The organism is Arthrobacter sp. YA7-1 (assembly GCF_025960325.1).
Lineage (GTDB): Bacteria > Actinomycetota > Actinomycetes > Actinomycetales > Micrococcaceae > Arthrobacter > Arthrobacter bambusae_A.
Map to the genome: position 1 here is coordinate 2,851,709 of NZ_CP110114.1, position 24,290 is coordinate 2,875,998.

At 64.8% G+C, this 24,290-nt stretch carries 23 protein-coding genes and 1 riboswitch; of the genes, 14 read left to right on the forward strand and 9 right to left on the reverse strand.

All coding sequences use genetic code 11. The annotated features are described in order from the left end of the window. Positions 1-2: 2 nt before the first annotated feature. Positions 3-857: a sulfurtransferase gene (locus OIT41_RS13375; RefSeq protein WP_241707389.1), complete on the reverse strand. Its 855-nt coding sequence runs from the start codon at positions 855-857 to the stop codon at positions 3-5. Positions 858-972: 115 nt separating this feature from the next. On the opposite strand from OIT41_RS13375, the gene OIT41_RS13380 reads away from it, so the two are divergent. After that, positions 973-2,061 carry a PLP-dependent cysteine synthase family protein gene (locus OIT41_RS13380; RefSeq protein WP_241707388.1) on the forward strand — a complete coding sequence of 363 codons (1,089 nt, stop codon included), beginning with the start codon at positions 973-975 and terminating at the stop codon, positions 2,059-2,061. Positions 2,062-2,079: 18 nt separating this feature from the next. Here OIT41_RS13380 and OIT41_RS13385 read toward each other — a convergent pair whose 3' ends face one another. Beyond that, positions 2,080-2,736: an MBL fold metallo-hydrolase gene (locus OIT41_RS13385; RefSeq protein WP_241707387.1), complete on the reverse strand. Its 657-nt coding sequence runs from the start codon at positions 2,734-2,736 to the stop codon at positions 2,080-2,082. A gap of 108 nt (positions 2,737-2,844) precedes the next feature. On the opposite strand from OIT41_RS13385, the gene OIT41_RS13390 reads away from it, so the two are divergent. Continuing rightward, complete coding sequence (locus OIT41_RS13390; protein WP_241707386.1) at positions 2,845-3,327, forward strand: Fur family transcriptional regulator; 483 nt, start codon at positions 2,845-2,847, stop codon at positions 3,325-3,327. Here the strand turns inward: OIT41_RS13390 and OIT41_RS13395 are convergent. The 5 genes from OIT41_RS13395 to OIT41_RS13415 form a co-directional block, all read right to left on the reverse strand. Then, entirely contained in the window at positions 3,324-4,241 is a 918-nt protein-coding gene (locus tag OIT41_RS13395; RefSeq protein WP_241707385.1) for a metal ABC transporter permease, read from the reverse strand. The genes OIT41_RS13390 and OIT41_RS13395 overlap by 4 nt on opposite strands. Further along, complete coding sequence (locus tag OIT41_RS13400) at positions 4,242-5,075, reverse strand: metal ABC transporter ATP-binding protein (RefSeq protein WP_372489614.1); 834 nt, start codon at positions 5,073-5,075, stop codon at positions 4,242-4,244. Between the two features lie 121 nt (positions 5,076-5,196). Then, positions 5,197-6,210, reverse strand: a complete 1,014-nt coding sequence (locus OIT41_RS13405) for a metal ABC transporter solute-binding protein, Zn/Mn family (protein ID WP_241707383.1) — start codon at positions 6,208-6,210, stop codon at positions 5,197-5,199. A gap of 66 nt (positions 6,211-6,276) precedes the next feature. Continuing rightward, positions 6,277-7,347, reverse strand: coding sequence for a hemolysin family protein (locus tag OIT41_RS13410; RefSeq protein WP_241707382.1), 1,071 nt, complete (start codon positions 7,345-7,347; stop codon positions 6,277-6,279). Continuing rightward, on the reverse strand, positions 7,344-8,807 hold the full coding sequence (locus tag OIT41_RS13415) for a hemolysin family protein (protein ID WP_241707381.1): 1,464 nt from the start codon (positions 8,805-8,807) through the stop codon (positions 7,344-7,346). Before OIT41_RS13415 ends, OIT41_RS13410 begins: the two co-directional genes overlap by 4 nt. 543 nt (positions 8,808-9,350) lie before the next feature. On the opposite strand from OIT41_RS13415, the gene OIT41_RS13420 reads away from it, so the two are divergent. The 5 genes from OIT41_RS13420 to OIT41_RS21000 all read left to right on the forward strand — a co-directional run bounded on the left by OIT41_RS13420 (position 9,351) and on the right by OIT41_RS21000 (position 15,664). After that, entirely contained in the window at positions 9,351-13,148 is a 3,798-nt protein-coding gene (locus tag OIT41_RS13420) for a multifunctional oxoglutarate decarboxylase/oxoglutarate dehydrogenase thiamine pyrophosphate-binding subunit/dihydrolipoyllysine-residue succinyltransferase subunit (RefSeq protein WP_241707380.1), read from the forward strand. A 135-nt stretch (positions 13,149-13,283) separates the two neighbouring features. Next, a complete protein-coding gene (locus tag OIT41_RS13425) occupies positions 13,284-13,883 on the forward strand; it encodes a GDSL-type esterase/lipase family protein (protein ID WP_241707379.1) in 600 nt (199 codons plus the stop codon). A gap of 116 nt (positions 13,884-13,999) precedes the next feature. Next, on the forward strand, positions 14,000-14,848 hold the full coding sequence (locus tag OIT41_RS13430; RefSeq protein WP_264636608.1) for a DUF4097 family beta strand repeat-containing protein: 849 nt from the start codon (positions 14,000-14,002) through the stop codon (positions 14,846-14,848). After that, positions 14,848-15,462 carry a PadR family transcriptional regulator gene (locus OIT41_RS13435; RefSeq protein ID WP_234747938.1) on the forward strand — a complete coding sequence of 205 codons (615 nt, stop codon included), beginning with the start codon at positions 14,848-14,850 and terminating at the stop codon, positions 15,460-15,462. The genes OIT41_RS13430 and OIT41_RS13435 overlap by 1 nt, the downstream gene beginning before the upstream one ends. A gap of 127 nt (positions 15,463-15,589) precedes the next feature. Next, positions 15,590-15,664, forward strand: coding sequence for a 50S ribosomal protein bL37 (locus tag OIT41_RS21000; RefSeq protein ID WP_369299106.1), 75 nt, complete (start codon positions 15,590-15,592; stop codon positions 15,662-15,664). Between the two features lie 79 nt (positions 15,665-15,743). On the opposite strand, the gene rsrA is transcribed toward OIT41_RS21000, so the two are convergent. Next, complete coding sequence (gene rsrA, locus OIT41_RS13440) at positions 15,744-16,001, reverse strand: mycothiol system anti-sigma-R factor (RefSeq protein WP_028264789.1); 258 nt, start codon at positions 15,999-16,001, stop codon at positions 15,744-15,746. Beyond that, entirely contained in the window at positions 15,998-16,837 is an 840-nt protein-coding gene (locus tag OIT41_RS13445; RefSeq protein ID WP_372489613.1) for a sigma-70 family RNA polymerase sigma factor, read from the reverse strand. The genes rsrA and OIT41_RS13445 overlap by 4 nt, the downstream gene beginning before the upstream one ends. Positions 16,838-17,055: 218 nt before the next feature. Here OIT41_RS13445 and OIT41_RS13450 point away from each other — a divergent pair, with 218 nt between their 5' ends. From OIT41_RS13450 to OIT41_RS13480, 7 genes are all read left to right on the forward strand, one after another. After that, entirely contained in the window at positions 17,056-17,571 is a 516-nt protein-coding gene (locus OIT41_RS13450; RefSeq protein ID WP_241707377.1) for a DoxX family protein, read from the forward strand. Positions 17,572-17,577: 6 nt separating this feature from the next. Next, the gene (aroA, locus tag OIT41_RS13455) at positions 17,578-18,972 is read left to right on the forward strand and encodes a 3-phosphoshikimate 1-carboxyvinyltransferase (protein WP_241707376.1); all 1,395 of its coding nucleotides are present in this window, start codon (positions 17,578-17,580) and stop codon (positions 18,970-18,972) included. 2 nt (positions 18,973-18,974) lie between these two features. Then, entirely contained in the window at positions 18,975-20,090 is a 1,116-nt protein-coding gene (gene rsgA, locus OIT41_RS13460) for a ribosome small subunit-dependent GTPase A (RefSeq protein ID WP_078108437.1), read from the forward strand. Positions 20,091-20,149: 59 nt separating this feature from the next. After that, on the forward strand, positions 20,150-20,962 hold the full coding sequence (hisN, locus tag OIT41_RS13465; protein WP_078108436.1) for a histidinol-phosphatase: 813 nt from the start codon (positions 20,150-20,152) through the stop codon (positions 20,960-20,962). 159 nt (positions 20,963-21,121) lie between these two features. Further along, a riboswitch (SAM riboswitch) is annotated at positions 21,122-21,234 on the forward strand. Between the two features lie 35 nt (positions 21,235-21,269). Next, positions 21,270-22,694, forward strand: a complete 1,425-nt coding sequence (locus OIT41_RS13470; RefSeq protein WP_241707375.1) for an aminotransferase class V-fold PLP-dependent enzyme — start codon at positions 21,270-21,272, stop codon at positions 22,692-22,694. Positions 22,695-22,744: 50 nt separating this feature from the next. Continuing rightward, positions 22,745-23,521, forward strand: coding sequence for a class I SAM-dependent methyltransferase (locus OIT41_RS13475; RefSeq protein ID WP_241707374.1), 777 nt, complete (start codon positions 22,745-22,747; stop codon positions 23,519-23,521). Positions 23,522-23,550: 29 nt separating this feature from the next. Further along, positions 23,551-24,264 (forward strand): metal-dependent transcriptional regulator, encoded by a 714-nt coding sequence (locus OIT41_RS13480; protein ID WP_078108433.1) that lies wholly within the window; start codon positions 23,551-23,553, stop codon positions 24,262-24,264. The last annotated feature ends 26 nt before the right edge of the window (positions 24,265-24,290 follow it).

Below are 24,290 nucleotides of genomic sequence, written 5' to 3' on the forward strand. Positions count from 1 at the left end.
ACTCATTGGTCCGAAATGCCCAGGGGCGCTGCTCCGGTGACGACGGGATTGGACTCGAGCGAGGACCACTGCGAAAAGGAGCCTGGGAAGAGGGCTGCCCTGAATCCTGCGATCTCCAGGGCGGCGATCTCATGGGCTGCGGTGACCCCGGAGCCACAATAGACCGCCACCTTGCTGCCCTCGTCGATGCCCAGGGCAGCGAATCTGTCGCGGAGCTGCGCTGCGCGGAGGAACGTGCCGTCCGGTCCGAGGTTTCCGGCAGTGGGAGCGCTCAGCGCGCCGGGAATGTGTCCCGCGCGGGGATCAATGGGTTCGAATTCGCCACGGTAGCGCTCCCCCGCCCGGGCATCGAGAAGGATTCCACGGCTGTGCCAGTCCGCCGCCTCGTCCATGCCGATGGCATCCATGTGGCCGTGTCCAAGCACGACGTCGCCCGGAACCGGCGGTTGTTCGTCCTGCGCCAGCGGATAGCCGGCCGCGCGCCAAGCGCCCAATCCGCCGTCGAGCAGGAAGACGGAATGGAAACCGGCGTCACGGAGCAGCCACCACAACCGCGCCGCTGCGGTGCTGCCGCTGTCGTCGTACGCAACCACGGTGTCGCCGTCGTTGATGCCCCACGCTCGGGCGCTCCGTTGCAGCGCCGCGGTGGGCGGCAACGGGTGCCGGCCTTGGCCCTCGGCCGTGGGATCGGCGAGTTCGTGATGCAGGTCCACATAGACTGCGCCGGGAATGTGGGCCTGGCGGAAGTGCGAATGGCCGTGCGGGTCGCCCAACACCCAACGGACGTCCAGCAAGACTGTCCGCTTGCCCGCATCCATGCGGTCCTTGAGCGCGGCTACGTCAATGAGGGTGGCCATCGAATCTCCTTCGCTTTGCTGCTTCTACCAAACGACGTCGAAGCTGCTGCCGTGCAGCTGCCAACCGGCTACCAGCCTATCCCTGGGCGGCAGCCGCCGCCGGTAGGCTGGATCGGTGAGCACTCTACGCAACCAGGACCGGGCATGGGCCAGCGAGGCAATCCGACGCATCGAGGCCGAGAACAACCGCTCGGCGGACACGCACCTCTACGCGGTGCCGCTCCCCGAACACTGGGGTGTCCAGCTCTACCTCAAGGACGAGTCCACGCACCGCTCCGGCAGCCTCAAGCATCGACTGGCGCGCTCGCTCTTCCTCTACGGCCTGGTCAATGGCTGGATCACGGAAGGGACCACCATCGTGGAGGCCTCCAGCGGGAGCACCGCAGTGTCCGAGGCGTACTTCGCCAGGTTGATCGGGCTCCCGTTCATCGCCGTGATGACCCGGACCACCAGCCCTGAGAAGATCGCCCTCATCGAAGAGTTCGGCGGCGCCTGCCTTCTCGTGGACCACGCCTCGGAGGTCTACGCTATGGCGGAGGAAGTTGCCCGGACGTCCGGCGGCTACTACATGGACCAATTCACCTTTGCCGAGCGCGCCACCGACTGGCGGGGCAACAACAACATCGCGGAATCGATCTTCGAGCAGCTCGCCCTCGAGGAGCATCCGGTGCCCGAGTGGATCGTGGTGGGCGCCGGCACCGGCGGAACCAGCGCCACCATCGGCCGTTACCTGCGGTACCACTGCCACTCCACCCGCTTGGCCGTGGTCGATCCCGAAAACTCGGCGTTCTATCCCGGCTGGCGCGACGGCGTGCCGGACTACTCCACGGGGATGCCGTCCAGGATTGAAGGCATTGGCCGGCCCCGCATGGAGCCCAGCTTCGTCCCGGCCGTCATCGACACCATGATCCAGGTTCCCGATGCCGCCTCCGTCGCCGCGATGCGGCACTTGCGCCGGCTGGCCGGGCTGCATGCCGGGCCTTCCACGGGAACCAACCTTTGGGGTGTTTGCCAGCTGGTCGCCGAGATGGTGGCCCGGGGACAGCGCGGCAGCATCGTGTCGCTCATGTGCGACGCCGGCGATCGCTACGCGGGGAGCTACTACAACCCGGACTGGATCGCCGAGCGAGGCCTGGACCCGGCCCCGTACGAGGCCGTCCTGGCCGACTTCTTCGAGACAGGCACGTGGCCGGGCAGCATATAGGCGGCGCGGCGGACTGAGCTAGACCTCCACCGATTCCCGCGGCGACAACCTCGCATAGCTGGTACCGTACTTCGCGCCGATGCGGGTCACGTGGCCTTCCACCAGACCGCGCCCGAGTTCGTTCAACAGCCCATCGTGGACCGGGTAGGCCTTGGGTGCGCGGACCGCGATCACGAAGTCAACCACCTCGCCGATCTTCGACCAGGGCGCGTGGATGGGCACCAGCAGGGTTTGCACCTCGATGCCGTCCGGGACGACGAACGAGTCGCCAGGGTGGAAGACGTTTGCGTCCACGAGGTAGCCGATGTTGGCCACGACCGGAATCTGCGGATGGATGAGGGCATGCTGCCCTCCGAAGGAACGAATCGCGAAGCCCCCTGCGTCAAAGGACGAGCCGGGTTCGACGGCGTGTACCCGCCCGCCGTCGTCGCCCGCCTTCGCGGCCAGATCGGATGCGAGCCCCGCGGGCGCATGCACCTGCAGTCCGGGGTTTCCCTTGAGTGCCGCGACGACGGCGTCGGCGTCCACATGGTCCGCGTGCTCGTGGGTGATGAGCACGGCGTGGGCCCCTGCGAGGGCTTCCTCGGACTCGGAAAAAGTCCCGGGATCAATCACGAGGACCTGGCTGTCCTTTTGCAGGCGGACACAAGCATGGGTGAACTTGGTGAGCTTCATGCAGCCAGCCTAGGGCGGGCCTCCCATGGTGTCCACGAACCGACATCCGGGGACCGCCGGCTGGTAACGTTGGTGTTTGCGAACATCCATATCGAAATGAGTCCACGAATGTCACAGGGCGCCAATGCCGCCACGTCCGGGCCCGCAGCCGAGCCGGTTCCGGCCGCGAAGGATCCCGCCGTCAGGGAGCAGCGCGTCACCAAGCAACGACTGGCCGTCAGTGCCGCGCTGGACGAACTGGACGACTTCGTGAGCACGCAGGAACTGTACCGGCTCCTCCAGAACCAAGGTGTCTCGGTGTCCCTGGCCACGGCCTACCGCATCCTGCAGTCGCTTGCCGACGACGGTCTCATCGATGTCCTGCGAAACGCCGACGGCGAAGCCGTCTACCGCCGCTGCGCGGTCACGGGCCACCACCACCATTTGCTATGCCGCAATTGCGGGAAGGCCGTCGAGGTGGAAGCTCCGGCCGTGGAGACGTGGGCAGCACGGGTCGCCGCCGAAAACGGCTACACCGAGGTGGCGCACACCGTGGAGATCTTCGGGCTCTGCCCGGAGTGCACCGCAAAGAAGGCAGCGGGCCTGCTCTAGCCGGCTACCGCCTGGTCTTCCGCTGCCTGGCCCATGGCCGCGCCGGGGCGGACAATCCTGCCGTTGATTCCCCGGTTGGCGCGTACGTTGCCGATGATCCGGCACACCACATAGATCAGGAACGACAACGTGGTGACATACGGGCTGATGGGAATCCTGCTGCCCAGGGCCAGGAGGATCCCGCCCACCGTGGCAGTGATCGCGAAGACCACGCTCAACAAGACCACGAGCCGCGGCGAAGTGGTCACCCGCAGCGCAGCGGCTGCGGGCGTGATCAGCAGTGCCAGCACCAGAAGCGCGCCGACAATCTGGATGGACAAGGCAACGCTGACGCCGAGCAACACCATGAAGGCAATCGCCAGTCCGCGGACAGGAACTCCCCGGGCTTCCGCCATCTCGGGGTCCACGCTGGCGAAGCTGAGCGGGCGCCATATCGCGGCCAGCGCGAGCATGACCACCACGGCCGTGCCGGCCAGGACCTGGAGCTGGACCGTGTCCACCGAAACGATCTGGCCCGTCAGCAACCCGAACTTATTGGCCGCCCGGCCCTGGTAGAGGGCCAGGAACAAGATGCCCAGGCCCAGGCCGAACGGCATGATGACGCCAATGATCGAGTTCTTGTCCCGGGCCCGGACACCCATGAGTCCCAGAAGCAGCGCAGCCGCGACGGACCCAGCGAGCGAACCGAAAATGATGTCCGCCCCGATGAGCAGGGCAAAAGAGGCACCGGCGAAGGACAACTCCGAAATGCCGTGCACCGCGAAAGCGAGGTCCCGCTTCATGACAAAGGTTCCTATGAGGCCGCCGAGCAGGCCGAGGACCGCACCGGCCAAGATGGAATTCTGGACCAGCGCCAGCAGTTCGCCGTAGTTTTCAAAGTTGAAGATGGTGTGCAGGATGCTGCCGAGATCCATTTAGTGGCCTTCTTCCACACCGGCGTGGGCGTCATCGTGATAGTGGGTGGTGGCGTCCGGAAGCCCGACGACGACGATCCGGCCGTTCGCGCGAATGACCTCAACGCGGCTGTTGTAGAGCTCGGAGAGGACTTCGGTGGTCATGACCTCCTCCGGTGTTCCCACGCGGAACCTGCCGCCGGCGAGGTAGAGCACACGGTCGACGTAGTCGATGACCGGGTTGATCTCGTGGGTCACGAAGACCACGGCGCTGTTGCGCTCGTGGCATTGCCGGTTGATGAGGGAGCTCACGGCCTGCTGGTGGTGCAGGTCCAAGGACAGCAGCGGTTCGTCACAGAGCAGGAGTTCAGGTTCCGCGGCGAGGGCTTGCGCAACACGCAGCCGTTGTTGCTCTCCGCCGGACAATTGACCAACCGGCACGCGGGCATAGTCACTCGCCCCCACTAAGTCCAGGAGCGCGTCGACCCGCTCATTGACGGCTTTCGCCTTGATACGCAGACCCCAGCGGTGACCGTCGACGCCGAGGGAAACCAGGTCCCTGGCACGCAGGGGCGTGTCCGGGGCAAAGGACTTCTGTTGCGGTATGTAACCGATCTTCCGGCTGCCGCGTTCCACGGGATGTCCGGCCACGGTCACCGTCCCGGAGTGAAGCTGCTGCAGTCCAAGGAGGACTTTGAGGAAGCTGGTCTTGCCGCTGCCATTCGGACCGAGCACAGCGAAGAACTCACCCGCCTGGATGTCCACGTCGAGGTCCTTCCAGAGGGCCCGTTGGCCGAACTGGAGGCCCGCGCCGCGAAGGCTCACTACCGGTGTCAAAAAGATTCCTCGATCCATGGGGTTCGCGAAGCTATGAAGCTGGCGGCCGGCGCTTGGATGAACGGAGAGGGCCCCGCAGCCGCCCTGTACATCTTAGGACGATTGCGGGGCCCGCCTGTTCTTCGCCGCTTGGGTCCGCTTACTTGTTCAGGGCAGCAGAAACGTTGCCTACGTTGTCCGTCATCCAGGCGACGTAGTCCTTGCCCTCGGGAAGTGTCTCGGTGAACCCGATCACCGGGACACCGGCTGCGGTTGCCTCGGACTTCAGCTTTTCGGTCTCGGCGCTCGCGGTCTGCTCGTTGTAGGCGAGGAATCGGACGGACTTCGAGGTAATCAGATCGCTCGTTTCCTTGACGGCTGCGGGCGGAACATCCGAGCCGACCTCAATGGCGTGGCTGAATTCCTCGGGGGTCTTGTTCTCCAGGCCGGCGGCTTCAAGCAGGTAGCCAGGGACGGGCTCCGTGATGGCTACGGGAGCGGAAGCCTTGGAGGCCTTGATTTCGGCCACTTTGGCGCTGAGCCCGGTCAGCGAGGACTTGAACTTGTCAGCGTTGGCCGTAAAGGTCTTGGCATCGGCAGGGTTCAGGTTTCCAAGCTTCGCAGCCACGGCATCGGCCACTTTCGCCATCGCACCGAAGTTGTACCAAACATGCTCGTTGAACCCTTCCGGCACCGCGGAGGGAGATGCACCGGTGGTCGCCGCAGGAAGGAGCCCGGACACACTGACGGCCGTGATGGTCTTATCCGCGGCAACCTTGCTGTCATCGGCCAGTTTGTTGAAGAAGTCGTCGTAGCCCGCACCATTGTCGATCACCAGCTGGGCCTTGGAGACTGCCAGCTTGTCCTGGGTGCTTGCCTCGTAGGAGTGCGGATCCTGGTTCGTCTTGCTGATGATGGAGGTGACGGACACCTTGTCACCGCCGACGCTCTTGGCGATATCGCCATACACGCTGGTGGAGGCGACGACGTCGATCACCCCGGAGGACGACGACGGCGCCGTCGCTGCGGGTGCCGCGCACCCGGCAAGCAGGACGGCGAACGCCGCGCACGCGGCCGGCAAAGCGGTCAGGGAAGGACGGGCGGCACTACGACGCACGGGAAACCTCGGATCTACCGAATCAAGCACAACAGGGGACTCAATGAGTGTATCCATAAATGGGAATGATTCCTATTTAGAATTCCCGGCGACTCGTGCCGGCCCCGCGGGACCGGCAAGAGGTCACACCGATTCGGGTCCGCCCAGCCGCCGGATTCCCCGCGCCTGGGTGGCGTCACGGATCTCGCCCACAAGCTGCTCGATAACATCCTCCAGGAACAACACACCCAGGGTCGCGCCGTCCGTTCCCACAACCCGGCCGAGATGCGAGCCGGTCCGCTGCATCACGGCCATGGCATCCTCGATCTCGTCCTCGGGTGCGAGGTTCACGAGGGACCGGATCCGGCTTTCCGCGATCGGATAGCGTCGTCCTTCCTCCGGGATGGAAAGCACGTCCTTGATGTGCAGGTAACCGGTCAACTCGCCGTCGTCGTCCAACACAGGGAACCGGGAGTATCCGGTGCGACTGACCGCCTTCTCCAGTTCGCGAGGTGTGGAACCGGACTTGAGCATCACGAGCTTGCCGAGCGGCACCATGATGTGCGCCGCGGTGTGCTCGGAAAACTCCAACGCGCCGCTCAGCAGGCCGGCGTCGTCGTCCACCAGCCCGTGGCGGGTCGATTCCTGGACGATGGACTGCACCTCTTCAAGCGTGAAGGAAGAGGTGACCTCATCCTTGGGCTCGATCTTCATCAAGCGCAGGATGCGGTTGGCCAGCCAGTTCAACGTCCAGATGACGGGCTTCACGAAACGGGCGACGTGGACCAACGGCGGCGCCAGCAGCAAGGCCGCCTTGTCCGCCACGGAAACAGAGATGTTCTTGGGCACCATCTCGCCGAAGGTCACATGCAGGAACGTGACCGCCAGCAAGGCAACCGCAAAAGCGATGACGTCCGACAATTCGACCGGGATGCCCACGGACTCCAGCGGCGCCCCCAGCAAATGGTGGATGGCGGGCTCGGCCACGAGGAGAATCAGCAAGGAACACACGGTAATGCCGAGCTGGGCACACGCCAGCATCAGCGAGACGTGCTCCATCGCATACAGGGTGGTCTGCGCGCGCTTGGACCCGCTTTGGGCCAAAGGCTCTATCTGGCTGCGGCGCGCAGACATGACAGCGAACTCGGCGCCGACAAAGAAGGCGTTGCCGATCAACAGCACCACGAGCCACAGGATTCCTGCCCAGTCGCTCATGCCGCACGTCCTCTACGGCTGGTTTTGGCCACGGGGTTGCCGACTGCATCGCCTGCCGAACCGCCCGAGCCCTTGCTCAGCCGCTTGTTGGCCTGCTTCCTGCTTTGCCATCCGCTTGAGTCGCTTTCGGCAGTGCCTTTATCGTCTTCATCATCATGTGTGTCGGGCGCCGCGGGGTGGAAGCAAATCCGGTCGATCCGGCGGCCGTCCATGCGGGTGACGGCCAGGGTGCCGCCGCCGGCCTCGACGACGTCGCCCACAATCGCGATCCGCCCAAGTTGGCTCATGACGTAACCGCCCACGGTTTCGTAGGCGGGGTCGTCGGGAACGGTGAGGCCCGGGATCTGTTCGCTGACCTCGTCCGGACGCAACAGTCCAGGGAAGTACCAGTCCCCCGATGCGCTCTGCAGCAATCCAGGCCGGACCTTGTCGTGCTCGTCCGCCACCTCGCCGACGATCTCCTCCACGAGGTCCTCAAGGGTGGCGATCCCCGCGGTTCCGCCGTACTCATCAAGCACGACGGCGAGTTGCAGGTTGCCCTCCCGGAGTTCCAGAAGCAGTGCGTCAAGGTGGATGGTCTCGGGAACGCTCAGGACCTCGGACATGATGGCTCCGGCCTCAAGACGGCTCCTGCGTTCCGACGGGACGGACACGGCTTTCTTGATGTGCACCACGCCCCGGATGTCGTCCGCCGATTCGCCGATGACCGGGAAGCGCGAATAGCCGGTCCGCCGGGCTGCTTCGATGATGTCCGACACCGGCTGATCGGCATCTATGGTCTCCATGCGGATGCGCGGGGTCATCACGTCGGCCGCCGTACGCGCGGAGAAGTTCAGCGTCCGGGCGACAAAGTTGGCCGTCCCGGCGTCGAGGGTTCCCAGCTCCGCGGAACGGCGCACCAGGGACGCCAGTTCAGAAGGCGAGCGGGCACCGGAGATCTCCTCCTTGGCCTCCAGCCCCACGAGGTTGAGCATTTTGTTGGAGAAGCCGTTGAGCACCACGATTGCGGGCTTGAACACGGCAGTGAACACCAGTTGCGGACGCGCCAGCGCGCGGCCGAGCGGAAATGCCAAGGCCAGGGCCATGTTCTTGGGGACGAGTTCACCGATGAGCATCGACAGGGCGGTGGCGAACGTCATGGCCAGGACGAGCGACACGGACTGCGCGGCAGCCTCAGGCAGTCCTGCCCAGAGCAGCGGTCCGTGCAAGAGGGCACCGACGGACGGCTCCATGACGAAGCCGGTCAGCAAGGTCGTGAGGGTGATACCCAATTGGCAGCTCGAGAGCTGGGTGGAAAGGGATTTCAGGCATTTGAGCAACGCCGCGGCGGCGTGGTCGCCGCCGTCCACCGCTCTTTGGACCGTTGACTGGTCGAGCGCCACGAGGGAGAACTCGACGGCGACAAAGAAGCCGGTGCCCAGAATCAGGAGCACGCCGGCGAGAAGGAAAAGCCACTCCATCAGAGGCCGCCGGATGGTGCGAACGGCTGGCGCAAGGCACCGGAAGGGCTATGGGCTGGTTGACCCGGCGGGGGTTGGTCGGACGCTGCGGATGGGCGATCCGCCGACCGGCCGGCCTGGAGCTCCGGTGTGCGATGGGCATGTGTACGGGCATTGCCGGCTCGGCGGGTGCGCTGCGCGGAGATTGCCGAACGGCGTCCCCTGCAGTTCCCAGGCCGGCACCTAGAATTACTGTCCATAAGAATTCAAGTCTACAGTCCGGCCGCGGCGCGACTTCACGCGGCTTCACCCCGCGGAGGCAAGGTTCCCGAGGCATCAAACGGCTGGAAGAACCCGGGGAAGAAGAGCCCTCTCAGGGAGCGGAGGCCGAGCCATATCGGGATCAACATGATTTAGGTCACCACTATTGGCAGATAGCCGCCGCTCGTCACTAGACTGGCTAGGGTCTGAGTTCGCGGGACCCAGACCCTGGCTCGCCTTTGCACCCCTTGCAGTTTCCCGGGCCAGCTGGAAATCAACACTCACGGAAGAGGCGTATTTCAAGTGCCAGAGCAGCCAAGCCACCGTCTACCCGAGGAATTTGGCGGAAACGAGTGGCTCGTTGACGAACTGTACGAGCGGTACCAGCAGGACAAGAATTCGGTCGACGCCAAGTGGTGGCCGCTTTTCGAGTCCTTCGATACCGCTGACGGCACTTCCTCCAACGGAACATCCGCAGCCCCTGCAAACCCTCCCACTCGCGAACTTCCTGTCGTGGCACAGGCCGCCGCATCGGCAATGACGCCGGTTGCTCCCGTGGTTGCCCCGGCAGCTGCCCCTGCTCCGGCCGCTCCTGCGGTGCCGGTCAAGAAGGCTCCGGCCACTGTCGCCAAGGACGGCGCGCAGAAACCATCGGACGGCAGCCAGTCCCGGCCGATCCCGGCACAGCTTCCCAAGAGCACCAAGGCCCCCACTCCCCCGGAAGAGGATGTCGTGTCCGTCCTCCGCGGTCCGGCCAAGGCCATCGCTTCCAACATGGTCATGAGCCTTGAGGTTCCCACCGCCACGAGCGTCCGGGCCGTTCCTGCCAAACTCCTGATCGACAACCGCGTCGTCATCAATTCCAACCTTGCCCGCGCCCGTGGCGGCAAGGTCTCCTTCACCCACCTCATTGGCTACGCAGTGGTCCGCGCCCTGTCCCAGTTCCCGTCGATGAACGTGTACTACGACGAAGTAGACGGCAAGCCGGTTGCCGTGCAGCCCGCACACGTCAACTTCGGCATCGCCATTGACATGCCCAAGCCCGACGGCACGCGCCTCCTGATGGTTCCCAACATCAAGAAGGCCGAGACCATGAACTTCGCGGAGTTCTGGCACACCTACGAAGACCTCATCAAGCGTGCGCGCAACGGCAAGCTCACGGCGGACGACCACGCAGGCACTACCGTTTCCCTCACAAACCCGGGTGGCATCGGCACCGTGCACTCCGTGCCCCGGCTCTCCAAGGGCCAGGCCGCCATCATCGGCGTCGGAGCCCTCGACTACCCGGCTGAATGGCAAGGCGCCAGCGAGAAGATCATCGCCCAGAACGCCATCAGCAAGATCCTCACGCTGACTTCCACCTACGATCACCGCGTCATCCAGGGCGCCGGAAGCGGCGAGTTCCTCAAGCTCGTCCACCAGCTCCTCCTGGGCGCCCAGAACTTCTACGACGAGATCTTCGAAGCGCTGCGCATTCCTTACGAGCCCGTCCGCTGGAGCCCCGACCTCCAGGTCGACCCGGCTGACGAGATCAACAAGGTTGCCCGCATCCAGCAGCTGATCCATTCCTACCGGGTCCGTGGCCACCTCATGGCAGACACGAACCCGCTTGAGTACGTGCAGCGCAAGCACCCGGACCTCGACGTTCTGACGTATGGCCTCACCCTGTGGGACCTGGACCGCGAGTGGCCCACCGGCGGCTTCGGCGGCAGGCCGATGCTCAAGTTCCGCGACATCCTGGGCGTTCTCCGCGACGCTTACTGCCGGACCACGGGCATTGAATACATGCACATCCAGGAGCCTGAAGAACGCAAGTGGTTCCAGGACCAGGTGGAGCACCCGTACTCCAAGCCGAGCCGCGAAGAGCAGCTGCGCATCGTCTCCAAGCTCAACGCTGCAGAGGCCTTCGAGACCTTCCTGCAGACCAAGTTCGTGGGCCAGAAGCGCTTCTCCCTCGAAGGCGGGGAATCCCTGATTCCGTTGCTGGACACCATCATCTCCGACGCCGCCGACGACGGACTCGACGAGGTCGCGATCGGCATGGCCCACCGCGGCCGCCTCAACGTGCTCACAAATATCGCGGGCAAGACGTACGCCCAGGTGTTCCGCGAATTCGAAGGCACCCAGGACCCCCGCTCCGTGCAGGGTTCGGGCGACGTCAAGTACCACCTCGGCACCGAGGGCACCTTCACTTCGGACAACGGCAATGAGACCAAGGTCTACCTCGCCGCCAACCCGTCCCACCTTGAAGCGGTGGACTCCGTGCTCGAGGGCATCGTCCGGGCCAAGCAGGACCGGCTGGACCAGGGCGAGGACTTCCCCGTGCTGCCCATCATGGTCCACGGTGACGCTGCCTTTGCCGGCCAGGGCGTTGTGGCGGAGACGCTCAACCTGTCCCAGCTGCGTGGTTACCGCACCGGTGGAACCATCCACATCATCGTGAACAACCAGGTCGGTTTCACCACCGCGCCGTCGTCGTCGCGTTCCTCGACGTACTCCACCGACGTTGCCAAGATGATCCAGGCCCCGATCTTCCATGTGAACGGCGACGACCCCGAGGCCGTCGTGCGCATCGCGCAACTGGCCTACGAGTTCCGCCAGCGCTTCCACAAGGACGTCATCGTGGACATGGTGTGCTACCGCCGCCGTGGACACAACGAGGGCGACGACCCCTCGATGACGCAGCCGCTCATGTACAACCTCATCGAAGCCAAGCGCTCCGTCCGCAAGCTCTACACGGAATCCCTCATCGGCCGCGGCGACATCACCGAGGACGAAGCCGAACAGTTGCTGCGCGACTACCAGGAACGCCTCGAGCGCGTCTTCGCGGAGACCCATGCCGCACAGACTTCGCCTATCCCGATCATCACGGCGGACTCCGCTGCGGTCTCGGACATCGAGCGTCCCATCGCCCAGCAGGCGGACTTCGGCACCAACGCGCCTGCCACCACCGCCATCTCAGCCGAAATGCTGCAGCGGATCGGCCAGGCACACCTCGATATTCCGGAAGGCTTCACGGTCCACTCCAAGCTCAAGCAGCTCCTTGAGAAGCGTGAGCAGATGTCCCGCGAAGGCGGCATCGACTGGGGCTTCGGCGAGATCGCAGCCTTTGGTTCGCTCGTCATGGAGGGCGTCCCCGTCCGCCTCGCCGGCCAGGACTCCCGTCGCGGCACCTTCGTGCAGCGTCACGCCGTCTTCCACGACCGCGCGAACGGCAGCGAATGGATGCCGCTGGGCAACCTGAGCAACGATCAGGCCAAGCTGTGGATCTACGACTCCTTGTTGTCGGAATACGCAGCCATGGGCTTCGAATACGGATACTCCGTGGAACGCCCGGACGCCTTGGTGTTGTGGGAGGCCCAGTTCGGTGACTTCGTCAACGGTGCGCAGACCATTATCGACGAATTCATCTCCTCTGCCGAGCAGAAGTGGGGCCAGCGTTCCTCGCTCGTGCTCATGCTGCCCCACGGCTACGAAGGCCAGGGACCGGACCACTCGTCCGCACGCATCGAGCGGTTCCTGCAGCTTTGTGCCGAAGACAACATGATCGTGGCGAACCCGACCACCGCTGCCTCGCACTTCCACTTGCTGCGCCGGCAGGCCTACAGCCGTCCCCGCAAGCCGCTCATCATCTTCACCCCGAAACAGCTTCTGCGCCTCAAGGGTGCGGCTTCTGCGGTGGAGGACTTCACCACGGGCGGGTTCAAGCCGGTCATCGGCGAGCACGAGTCCCTTCAAGCCCAGAGCGTCGATCGCGTGATCCTGGTTTCCGGCCGGCTCTACTACGATCTTCTGGCCAACCGCCAGAAGACCGGCGACACCTCGACGGCGATCATCCGCCTGGAGCAGCTGTACCCGCTGCCCCAGGCCCAGCTCGAGGCGGAACTGGCCAAGTACCCGAACGCCGATATCGTCTGGGCGCAGGACGAACCCGCCAACCAGGGTCCGTGGCCGTTCATCGGCCTGAACCTGCCGCAGGCACTGGACCGCACGGTCCGGCTCGTCTCGCGTCCGGCATCGGCCTCCACGGCGGCCGGTTCCATGAAGCGCCACAGCGCCGAGCAGGCCACCTTGCTCAAGCAGGCATTCGAACGCAAGTAAGACGGCGGCTGCCCGGCTGGAGGTTCAATACCCGCTTCCAGCCGGGCAGTTCTGTTTAATGGAACAAGTGTCCGGTGATCAAGCCGCCCGGCCGGACACAGTGCAAGGACCGCAACGTTTGGTGAAGAGGTAACTGTGGAAGACAGGAAGCTGCGCATCGCAGCTGTTGGTGATGAACTACTCGCCGGGCTCGGTGACCCCAGGGCCTTGGGCTGGCTCGGAAGGGTTCTCGCGCGGACTCCCCAGGACTCCGTCCTCGTGGAGAGCTACTCTCTTCCCTGCCCCATGGAGGGAACGGAAGGCCTTGCGGCGCGCTGGCTCGACGAAGCCGGAAGGCGATTCAGCAACGTCCACGAAAACCGCCTCGTGATCGGTCTGTCCGGCCGCGACATCGAATTCGGCCTTTCCACCGCGCGCAGCCGCCTCAATCTGGCCAACATCCTGGATGGGGCGTCCCAAAGCAACATCGAAGTATTCGTGGTCGGCCCGCCGCCTACGCTGGACCCGGCCAAGAACCGCCGGATCGCGGAACTCAATGCCGCTTTCGCCGACGTCACCACCCGCCGCAACCACCAGTATGTCGACACGTTCTCGCCGTTGATCAACCACGAACAATGGCGCACCGACCTCGCCGCGAATGGCGGTACGCCGGGCCAAGCCGGCTACGGGCTCATGGCATGGCTTGTGTTGCACCGCGGCTGGTTCCAATGGCTGAGGATCGCCCAGCCGGAATAACCGGGACCAAGAAACACCTCTCCTCCAGCAGAACCCATTGCCACGATGGGATTCGCGATATATCTTGATTTCCATACGCGATATATCGCAACTAATGGCGCACCATTGGAGGGGTCATGACAGAAGAGAATTGGACCGTTACCGGTCCGCAGACCATCGACGTCGACGGCGTCCGCTCACTCAAGCTGGGGATCGTCAAGGGCCGTTTCGACGTCGTCGCGCACGACGAAGCAATCACCCGGATCGAAGTCTCGGAAATCGCCGGCGACCCATTGAGCGTCAGCCTCGTTGACGACCGGCTCGAAGTCCGCCACCAATTGCACGGCCCGCAGGGCTGGTTCCGCAACCTCATGGGGACCGTCAACAACACCAGCACCAACACGATCGCCATCAGCATCGCACTGCCCGCCGGCGTCGATGTCGAAGCGGGAACCGTGGGCGGTGACGGCATGGTCTCCGGCGTCAGCGGCCATATCCGCCTCAACACGGTGTCCGGGTCCGTCCTCGCGGACGGTACGCGGGGCGAGCTTCACGTCAACACTGTCAGCGGCGAAGTCATCGCCCGCAACCACGACGGCGTCATGACAGCCAAGAGCGTCTCGGGCGAAGTCACGGCGTCGGGCCGCTTCAAGAACATCCGGGCCAATACTGTCAGCGGAGACCTCAGCTTCGACCTTCACGGCTATACCCAGGATTTCGGAGCCAATTCCGTTTCAGGCGACCTCACCATCCGCCTCCCGCATGACGTCGGCGTGGATATCGTCGCCAAAACGGCGAGCGGCACCGTGATGATCGACGACCGGCTGTACGCCCAGTCCGGCGGAAAGGTCCAGACCATCGCCGGCCCCGACCAGCGGCTCATGGTGGCGCGCACCAATTCGGTATCCGGAAAGACCTCCATCATCCATGGCGGTGCGCCAACACCCGGAACAACGCACTCGGTCCCCGGAGAAGAGGAAGTCTGATGCCGCCCGTCTTCGCCCACGGAGCCCTGCGGCTCTATCTGCTGGCGCTCCTGGAATCGGGCCCCAAGCACGGCTACGAGCTCATCAAGGCCCTCGGCGAACGCTTCGGGGGGACCTACTCCCCCAGCGCCGGAACCATCTACCCGCGCCTCGGCAAACTCGAGGAGGAAGGACTGGTAGCGACGAGCAGCGACGGGCGCCGCACCAACTACTCCATCACCGCGGCGGGACTGGCGGAACTCAACAGCCGGCGGCAGGAACTCGCCGACGTCGAGGACAACATCTCGGCCTCCGTGCGACGGTTGGCCGATAACCTCCGCGACGACATCCGCAGCAACATGCGCGGCCTGCGCGCAGACCTCGCCGCGACCGCCGAAGCCGCCAGAGCCAACGCGAAGTCCGCGGAATTCCAGTCGTGGGCCGGAAGCTACTCTCCGGAGGGACACCGCATCCTGAAGGAAGCCGAAATGATGGTCCAGTCCTTCCGCGACGACATCCGCGTGGAGTTGCGACAGCACGCCGGCTCCAAGGCCTTGACTCCGATCGCCCTTGAGACCGTGCGGACGGTCCTGGACCAGGCCAGGATCTCCATCCGGAATTCCCTGCGGGGCTAGGCCCGGGCTTCCTGCTGGGGCAGCCCTCTTTCCCTTGGGTCCCAGCCCGCGGTTCGCGGGGCGGCCCCCGGATGTGGGAGACTGGAGGGCAGCTTTATTGAGTATCAAGAATCTAAGGAGGCCAGCTATGAGCAAGCGTGCACGTAAGCGTCGTGACCGTAAGCGCGGCGGCGCAAACCACGGCAAGCGTCCCAACACCTAAGCCAGCGGCTTAGCGTAAGACTTAATGCGGAGGGCCCCGGAAACCATCAGGTTTCCGGGGCCCTTGCCGTTCCAGGCTCTTAGACGTCCACGGACTTCATAGCGTGGATCCTGTCCAGGATCGAGTTCTTGAGATTCTCAGGAGCCGCTTCCGTACAGGAGCGCTTCACCACAGTACGGATGACGCACTCAAGGTCGTATTGCTCGGTGCACTCCGGGCAGTCTTCCAGATGCACTTTGATCTCCGCGATGTCCTCGCGGGTCAACGCACCATCGAGGTACTCGTAGATACGCTGCATCCGAGCATCGTCGCAGTCGCCCAATCCTTGGCAGCTCATTTCCTTTTCTCCTGTTTTTTGCTTGTGGCCGCGCCCACGGCCAAGGCCTTTTCTTCCGCGCCGGCGCTGATTCCCCGTTCTGCGGCGTAATCCGCCAGCAGATCGCGCAACATCTTCCTGCCGCGATGAAGCCGGGACATGACCGTGCCGATCGGGGTATTCATGATGTCTGATATTTCTTTGTATGCGAAGCCCTCGACGTCAGCGAAGTACACCGCGAGCCGGAATTCCTCCGGAATGGACTGCAGCGCGCTCTTCACGTCCGAGTCGGGCAAATGATCCAGAGCTTCCGCCTCCGCAGAGCGCAGCCCCGCGGATGTATGGGATTCCGCCCGCGCCAGCTGCCAGTCTTCGATGGAGTCCGAATTCGACTGCAACGGTTCGCGCTGTCGCTTCCGGTACAGGTTGATGTACGTGTTGGTCAGGATGCGGTACAGCCACGCCTTGAGGTTGGTACCCGGCTTGTACTGGTGGAAGGCCGAGAATGCCTTGGTGTAGGCCTCCTGGACCAGGTCCTCGGCGTCTGACGGATTCCTGGCCATGCGCATGGCAGCCGAATAGAGCTGGTCGACATATTGCATGGCGTCCCGTTCGAAGCGGGCCCTCCGCTGTTCGGGCGTCTCGCTTGCGAAGTCCACTGCCATCTCGACGTCGGCCTCAACAGTTGCGTCGCCGTCGGACGTTGCGTCCGTGACTTCCGTCGCTGCTTTGTACATGGCCGCTGCGGCCGGATCCATGGTGCTCATTGCATCCAAGTCTACTGTCACCCGCCGGGAGTCCAGTGGCAGCTCCCGCGCACGCGCCAAGCGTCCTTCGCGGTCCTTCACCAAGGCCAAAAAACCATCTCCACTCAAACGACACGACTAAGCGCGGCACAACGCACACGCCACAATCCAAGGTCCGGCCCAAACCGCACCTTCTTCTGACAACGGCAAGCTCCGGGCAAATATTCCGCAAAGATGCAAGACTAGATCCGACTGCACCCCGTGAACACCGCACCACTTCAACGCAGCACCACCTGAACACCGTGGCAAGCCATCCAGGAGGCAAAGACATGTCCCTCGTCCGTTTTCTCGCCAGGCCAATGTTGGCTTCCAGTTTTGTCGTCGCAGGGCTGGACAAGCTCAAGAATGCGGATGACACAGCCAAGCAGCTCTCTCCGCTGCTCCGCCGCGCTTCCGAGTCGCTACCTTTCCCGGCGAACGAGAAGATGCTGGCGCGGCTCATTGGCGGCACCCAGGTGGGGGCAGGCGCCCTGCTCGCCCTCGGCAAGTGCTCCCGGTTCTCGGCAACGCTGCTTGCGGGGATCTCGGTCCTGAACACCTTTGTTGAGTGGCGTTCTGCCGACATCAGCACGAAGGAAGGCCGGCTCGCCCGTCGCGCCCAGTTGCTCAAGAACATTTCCCTGACCGGCGGGGTTCTCCTTGCCGCCGTCGACACTGCCGGCAAACCGAGCCTCGCATGGCGCGCCGAACACCTCGCCATCGACGCCAAGAAGGCCACAGGCAAGCAGTTCAAGAAGACAGACCGGGCCGTCCGCAAGGCCGTAGACAACGCAGTTGGAGCATAAGGAAGCATGCCAGGAACCCCCGCCACGCAGACAGACGATTCAGGGACGAGCACAGCTTCCGCGCTTCCCCTGTGGCCCGCACCCTTCGCCAGCCACCCTGTGGATGCCACGGTCACGGTTCCTGGTTCGAAGTCGCTGACCAACCGCTATCTGGTCCTGGCGGCATTGGCCAACGGCCCCAGCAGGTTGCGTGCACCCTTGCATTCGCGCGATTCGGCGCTGATGGTCGAGGCCCTGCGCCGGCTTGGCGCCACCATTACAGAGGTTCCCGGCGATGGACAGTACGGACCGGACCTTGAAGTCACCCCGATCGACCCTGCGGCGGCGGCATCGGAGACCGCCATCGACTGCGGCCTGGCCGGCACGGTCATGCGCTTCGTGCCGCCGCTTGCGGCACTTCGCAACGGCGCTTCGGTGTTTGACGGCGATCCGCACGCACGCCAGCGTCCCATGGGCACCATCATCGAAGCCCTCCGGACCCTCGGAGTGGACGTCAGCGCCATGGACGGGAAGGCGCCGGGCTCCTTGCCGTTCAAGGTCTCCGGCACGGGCTCAGTGCGCGGTGGCCACTTGGTGATCGACGCGAGCGCTTCCTCGCAGTTCGTCTCCGCCCTGCTGCTCGTCGGTGCCCGTTTCGAAGAGGGCCTGCACCTCGAGCATGTCGGCAAGCCCGTGCCGAGCCTCGACCACATCAACATGACTGTGGCGGTCCTGCGCGGGGTTGGAGTCCAGGTAGATGACTCCGTGCCGAACCATTGGCGAGTCTCCCCCGGCGCCATCCAGGCGTTCGACGAGCGAATCGAACAGGACCTCTCCAACGCGGGTCCCTTCCTCGCCGCGGCGCTCGCCACGAAGGGAACCGTGCGGATCCCCAACTGGCCTGCCAGCACCACGCAAGTCGGAGATCTCTGGCGGAACATTCTTGCCACCATGGGCGCTACCGTCACGCTGGACAACGGGACCCTGACAGTCACCGGCGGTTCCGAGATCCTGGGCGCGGACTTCGACGAAACGAGCGAACTCGCCCCCACGGTAGCGGCATTGTGCGCCTTGGCAACCAGCCCTTCCCGGCTCACCGGCATCGCGCACCTGCGCGGACACGAGACGGACAGGCTGGCCGCGCTCGTCGCCGAAATCAACCGGCTTGGCGGCGACGCCGAGGAAACCAGCGACGGCCTGGTAATCCGGCCCGCAGCGCTGCACTCCGGCGTCGTGCATAGCTACGCCGACCACCGCATGGCTACGGCGGGCGCCATCCTTGGGCTCGCCGTCGAGGGTGTCCGGGTCGAAGACATCGCGACGACGTCCAAGACCATGCCCGAATTCCCGCAGATCTGGACGTCGATGCTCAGTGCAGGGCCAGCGGCCGCGGCCGCCGGTTCAACGGAGACAAGCAACTGACGATGGCCCGCGACGCACGCTCCTGGGATGAGTCCGACGTCCGGATCCGCCCCAACAAGAAGGGCACACGCCCCCGCACGAAGGACCGCCCCAGCCACGACGACGCCGTGATCGGGCGCATCGTCACCGTCGACCGCGGCCGCTACACCGCGATCGTGGATGAAAGCTCGGACAACGAGCGCATTGTCATTGCCGCCCGCGCACGGGAACTGAGGCGCTCCCCCGTGGTTCCGGGGGACTTCGTCGCGCTCGTCGGCGATGTTTCAGGAGCCCCGGACACCCTCGCCCGCCTCGTGCGGGTCGAGGAGCGGAAGACCCTCCTGCGGCGAAGTGCCGACGACACCGATCCGATCGAACGCGCCGTCGTCGCCAACGCCGATCAGCTCGTGGTGGTGGTGGCGGCCGCCAACCCGGAACCGCGTACCGGATTCATCGACCGCGCCCTCGTGGCAGCGTACGACGCCGGGATCGAGCCGCTGCTGCTCGTCACCAAAGCGGATGTCAAGGATCCGACGGAACTGCTCGCCAACTACGTGAGCCTGGGTTTCCCCATCATCATCAGCCGGACGGCCGACGCAGGCGCCTCCGGCATCGACGCCCGTTCGGACGACGGTCTGTCCGCACGCCTCGACAGTGACGCCGTCGGCCAGCTGCGGGACTACCTCGACGGCAAGGTCACCGTGCTCCTGGGCCATTCCGGCGTCGGGAAATCCACCATGGTGAATGCCCTGACCGGTGCCGAGCGCGCCACCGGCGGGGTCAACGCGGTGACGGGGCGCGGACGGCACACCTCGTCGTCTGCCCTTGCCCTGAAGCTCAGCGACGCCCCCGGCGGAAGCTGGATCATCGATACGCCCGGCATCCGTTCCTTCGGCCTCGCCCACGTGAACCCGGACCGCATCCTGCATGCCTTCCCGGACCTCGAACCCGGGACCGAAATGTGCGAGCGGGGCTGCAAGCACGATGCCAACGCTGTTCGGTGCGGGCTGGATTCGTGGGTCGCCGATGGCCACGCTGGCGAGTCGGGCCCGGCCCGTTTGGCATCGTTGCGCCGGCTCCTCGGCGCGGACCCGCGCATGGAAGCACAGGAAACCAAGGAACTGGGTACAGTCAACTAACTGCGCCGCTGCCGTCCTACCTCCCCGGCTCACCGGCGAAGAGACGGTAGTTTGGAACCATGACCCAACCCGATTCGAGCTACAACGACGACCTGCGGCTGGCACATGTCTTGGCCGACTCCGTCGATTCCCTGACAATGGAGCGGTTCAAGGCGCTGGACCTTCAGGTGGAGACCAAACCCGACCTGAGCCCAGTCACCGATGCCGACAAAGCCGCCGAGGAAGCGATCCGCGGGCAGCTTTCCCGTTCCCGCCCCCGTGACGCCGTCCTCGGGGAGGAATTCGGCAGCACGGGCCACGGCTCGAGGCGTTGGATCATCGATCCCATCGACGGGACCAAGAACTTCGTGCGTGGCGTACCCGTCTGGGCAACGCTGATCGCCCTCGTGGACGAGGGCGAGGTAGTGGTGGGGCTCGTGAGCGCTCCGGCGCTCGGCAAGCGTTGGTGGGCGGCCAAGGGCTCGGGCGCCTACATGGGCCGGTCGCTGGCCGCGGCCACCCGCTTGAAAGTTTCCAACGTGTCCCGGCTCGAAGACGCCTCGCTCTCCTACTCCGAGCTTTCCGAGTGGAAGCAGCACGGGAAGCTGGACAACTTCCTGGGCCTCGAGAACGATGTCTGGCGCAGCCGTGCGTACGGGGATTTCTGGTCCTACTGCCTCGTGGCCGAGGGCGCCGTGGACATCGCCGCCGAACCGGAACTCCAGGTCTACGACATGGCCGCCTTGGTGCCGATCGTGACCGAGGCCGGCGGACGCTTCACGTCCCTGGATGGCGCGGATGGCCCCTTCGGCGGAAACGCCGTCGCCACTAACTCGATCCTGCACTCCGAGGTCCTCAAGAGGCTCAACCCCGAACTCGACGACCTCCTCTAATCCGCCCATTCACTGAACAAACGACGGCGGACGCCCCCTTTCCGGGGCGTCCGCTGCTTTTTCTTCGGCGGAAGGCACATTTTTCGGGCGGTGTAACAATCCGCTTAACAATCGCGGTCACATTGGAACCGGCCTTGCCGGTGTCCTAATCTCTTTACAGGTCACGAGTGCCAGCGCGAAACCCCGGTTTGCTGGCCGGCAACCCTCCATCGCGGCGGGGTGCCCCGGGTGACGACCGGGCCGGTCCGGAACGGATGCGGCAAGCGCGGACCCCCTGCACGCAGGGGTCCCTCTTGAGTGAGGTCCCATGAGCACAGCCACAATTTCTTCCACGGCTCTTTCGCAGCACCATGATCCTGCGCAGCGGCACGGTGAGTCCCGGACTCCGGCATCGCGCCCATTGGCCGCCGTCACTGGAGCGGAGCTGCAGGCGCCCTTGATCCAGGGCGGCCAGATCCGCTACGCAAACCTCGACTACGGCGCTTCCGCGCCTGCACTGACCGTGGTCTCCGCATACCTCAACGAAATCCTGCCGTACTATGCGAGCGTCCACCGCGGCGCCGGCTATGCCTCGCAAATCAGCACCTCGGTCTACGAGAACGCCCGTAACATCGTCCGTGACTTCGTTGGCGGCAGGCCGGACGATTCCGTCATTTTCACGCGCAACACCACCGATTCCCTCAACCTGCTGGCGGGTTGCTTGCCGGTTGAGGACGGAAGGCATACCGGCGAAGTCCTGTACCTGGACATCGAGCACCACGCCAATCTGCTCCCATGGCAAGGTGTCCCCCATCGCAGCATCGTTGCCGCCGGAACATTGTCCGAGACTGTTGCCGCTGTCCGCACGGCACTCTCCCAGGGTGGCGTCAGCCTTCTGGCGGTCACCGGCGCGTCGAACGTGACCGGCGAGATCCTGCCCATCAAGGACCTCGCAGCCTTGGCCCACGAATTCGGGGCGCGGATCGTGGTGGACGCGGCGCAACTCGCCCCTCATCGCCGGATCGATATCGCCGCCGCGGAGGTGGACTACCTGGTCTTCTCGGGGCACAAGCTCTATGCACCGTTCGGTGCCGGCGTCCTGGTGGGGCGCCCCGACTGGCTCGACGCCGGCACACCGCACCTGGCAGGAGGCGGCGCCGTCCGCGAGGCACGCCTTGATTCCGTCAGCTGGGCCACGGGGCCGGCAAGGCACGAAGGGGGCTCTCCGAACGTGCTCGGCGCGGCCACCCTGGCCCGGGCCACACAGGTCATTGCCAGCCTCGACCACGAAGAATGGCACGCCCACGAGGCCGCCATCCGCTCGCACCTGGTCGAGGGCCTCAAGCAAATCGACGGCGTGACCGTGCACCAGATCTTCAGCGACACGGATCCCCAGGACACGATCGGCGTCGTGAACTTCTCGCTCCAGGGCTACGACGCCGGACTCGTCGCGGCCTATCTCGCGGCCGAGCACGGCATCGGCCTGCGGGACGGACGCTTTTGCGCCCACCCCCTGCTCAAGCGCCTTGGCCTTCCCTCCGGATCGCTGCGAGCCAGCTTCGGCGTGGGGTCGCGTTTGGAAGACGCCACCCGGCTCATCGCGGGCATCCAGGCCCTCAAAAGCAACGGCCTCGGCTGGGACTACGTGGTGGATGCCGGCCGTTGGGTGCCCGCGAACGATCACCGCAGCTACCCGGAGTGGGCTCCCAATACTCCCGGGACCGCAGGCGCCGCACCCTGCAGCACCGACTGATTGCGATAGATTCGTAGGGTATTTTTCCTGTCCTACGAAGGAGTCCCCGCGTGGCCCCGCGACCCAAAGGCACCTCAGCCGGCCCCAAGCTTTATGAGGAACGCCGACTCGAACTCGGTCGGAGTTTCCAGGACGGCGGAGAACACTATGAGCGGGTCCGACCGGGCTACCCGGCGGATTCAGCCGACTGGCTGCTGCCGGAGGGGGCTCGGGACGCGGCAGACATCGGCGCCGGCACCGGAAAGTTCACCTCGCTGCTCGTCGAGCGGGGGCTGGCGGTGTCGGCAGTGGACCCCTCCACGGACATGCTCACCCAACTGCGCAAAGCGTATCCACAGGTGATCGCCCTGGAGGGCACGGCAGAGGCAACCGGGCTGGCGGACTCAGCATTCGACGTCGTCAGCGTTGCCCAAGCCTGGCACTGGTGCGATCCGCTCGCCGCGAGCACTGAGATCGCCCGGATCCTTCGACCCCACGGCGTCATCGGCTTGATCTGGAACCAATTGGACACTTCGGTGCCCTGGGTCCATCGCCTGTCCCGCATCATGCATGCCGGCGATGTCCACAAACCGGACTTCCGGCCAGTGGTGGGCCCCGAGTTCACCGGCCTCGAAAACCACGTCACGCGCTGGGAGGATCCCTTGGCTCCGGCAGACATCCTCGAACTCGTGAAGTCGCGCAGCTATTATCTCAGGGCGAACGATGCCACCCGGGCGAAGGTCATGGGCAATCTCCGGTGGTATCTCTTCGAACATCTGGGCCATGCAGAGGACAAGGTCATCCCCCTGCCCTATCTCACGCAGAGCTGGCGGGCGCGCAAAGCCTGATGCCGCCGGCACACGATAGGCTTGGAACCGTGAAGACCAGTGCGCCCTCCTCCTCCATCGAGGACTACGTCAAGGTCATCTACTCCTTTACGGAGTGGCAGGACAAACCCATCACGTCCTCACAGCTCGCGCAGCGGCTCGGTGTCGCCAACTCCTCCGTCTCGGAGATGGTCCGCAAGCTCAAGGACCAAGGCCTGGTGGACCACCAGCCGTACAGCGCCATCACTTTGACCCCCCAAGGAATGCATCTTGCCCTGGGCATGGTCCGCCGGCACCGCCTGATCGAAACCTACCTGGTGAGGGAGTTGGGCTACAGCTGGGATGAAGTCCATGACGAGGCCGAAATGCTCGAGCACGCTGTCTCGGACACCTTCATCGATCGCATGGCCGCCAAATTGGGCAACCCGGGACGCGATCCCCATGGTGACCCCATCCCCGCCGCGGACGGTTCGGTGAGCCTGCCGCACGCGCACCGGATGATCGAGCTCGACGACGGCCATTCCGGCAAGATCACCCGGATCAGCGACGAAAACCCTGAGCTGTTGCGCTACCTTTCAGCCGAGGAAATCGACCTCGACGCCAGCATCGAGGTGATTGGCCGCAAGCCGTTCGGCGGTGCGCTGGTGGTCCGGATCGGGAAGGGCCCGGGAAGCCGCGATTACGATCTCGCGGACGAGGTCGCTTCCGCGCTCTGGGTGGCCACCGACGTCGAACACGAAGGCTGCGTCCTCGCGGAAAGCTGACGGAACCGTCACAGCGTCTTGGAGCG

Bases quoted from the DNA above. Each gene is read 5' to 3' on its own strand.
- OIT41_RS13375 (WP_241707389.1), bottom strand. From the start codon at position 857: ATGGCCACCCTCATTGACGTAGCCGCGCTCAAGGACCGCATGGATGCG.
- rsgA (WP_078108437.1), top strand. From the start codon at position 18,975: ATGGCCCGCGACGCACGCTCCTGGGATGAGTCCGACGTCCGGATCCGC.
- hisN (WP_078108436.1), top strand. From the start codon at position 20,150: ATGACCCAACCCGATTCGAGCTACAACGACGACCTGCGGCTGGCACAT.
- OIT41_RS13405 (WP_241707383.1), bottom strand. From the start codon at position 6,210: ATGGATACACTCATTGAGTCCCCTGTTGTGCTTGATTCGGTAGATCCG.
- OIT41_RS13435 (WP_234747938.1), top strand. From the start codon at position 14,848: ATGCCGCCCGTCTTCGCCCACGGAGCCCTGCGGCTCTATCTGCTGGCG.
- OIT41_RS13450 (WP_241707377.1), top strand. From the start codon at position 17,056: ATGTCCCTCGTCCGTTTTCTCGCCAGGCCAATGTTGGCTTCCAGTTTT.
- OIT41_RS13470 (WP_241707375.1), top strand. From the start codon at position 21,270: ATGAGCACAGCCACAATTTCTTCCACGGCTCTTTCGCAGCACCATGAT.
- OIT41_RS13385 (WP_241707387.1), bottom strand. From the start codon at position 2,736: ATGAAGCTCACCAAGTTCACCCATGCTTGTGTCCGCCTGCAAAAGGAC.
- OIT41_RS13415 (WP_241707381.1), bottom strand. From the start codon at position 8,807: ATGGAGTGGCTTTTCCTTCTCGCCGGCGTGCTCCTGATTCTGGGCACC.
- rsrA (WP_028264789.1), bottom strand. From the start codon at position 16,001: ATGAGCTGCCAAGGATTGGGCGACTGCGACGATGCTCGGATGCAGCGT.
- OIT41_RS13400 (WP_372489614.1), bottom strand. From the start codon at position 5,075: ATGGATCGAGGAATCTTTTTGACACCGGTAGTGAGCCTTCGCGGCGCG.
- OIT41_RS13395 (WP_241707385.1), bottom strand. From the start codon at position 4,241: ATGGATCTCGGCAGCATCCTGCACACCATCTTCAACTTTGAAAACTAC.
- OIT41_RS13410 (WP_241707382.1), bottom strand. From the start codon at position 7,347: ATGAGCGACTGGGCAGGAATCCTGTGGCTCGTGGTGCTGTTGATCGGC.
- OIT41_RS13390 (WP_241707386.1), top strand. From the start codon at position 2,845: ATGTCACAGGGCGCCAATGCCGCCACGTCCGGGCCCGCAGCCGAGCCG.
- aroA (WP_241707376.1), top strand. From the start codon at position 17,578: ATGCCAGGAACCCCCGCCACGCAGACAGACGATTCAGGGACGAGCACA.
- OIT41_RS13430 (WP_264636608.1), top strand. From the start codon at position 14,000: ATGACAGAAGAGAATTGGACCGTTACCGGTCCGCAGACCATCGACGTC.